The sequence below is a fragment of the Arthrobacter sp. 05T442 genome (assembly GCF_056395945.1).
The window spans coordinates 1-326 of sequence record NZ_JBFTKM010000077.1 but is presented as its reverse complement, the minus strand read 5'-3'; the positions used below and the strand labels follow the sequence as shown (position 1 = coordinate 326).

General features: G+C 72.7%; 1 pseudogene. It reads right to left on the bottom strand.

Annotation, left to right across the window (positions count from 1 at the left end):
- Positions 1-326: pseudogene (locus AC1DES_RS19260) on the bottom strand (hypothetical protein); the annotation flags it as partial.

The window sequence follows — 326 nt, the reverse complement described above, 5'->3', positions numbered from 1 at the left end:
CGGTTGCCGGCTGTCCGGCGGTCCCKKCCGTGCCGTTGGTTTGTGCGGTCGGGGCGCCGAGTACGCCTACCGAGGTCGCGCCGGGGGTGACCGGTGCGGTTACCGGTGCCACGATTTGGGTGCCGGAGAGCACACCGTCGGAGCCGGTGGTGGTGGTGTCGGGGTTTTGGGCCGGGGCGGTTGCCGGCTGTCCGGCGGTCCCKKCCGTGCCGTTGGTTTGTGCGGTCGGGGCGCCGAGTACGCCTACCGAGGTCGCGCCGGGGGTGACCGGTGCGGTTACCGGTGCCACGATTTGGGTGCCGGAGAGCACACCGTCGGAGCCGGTG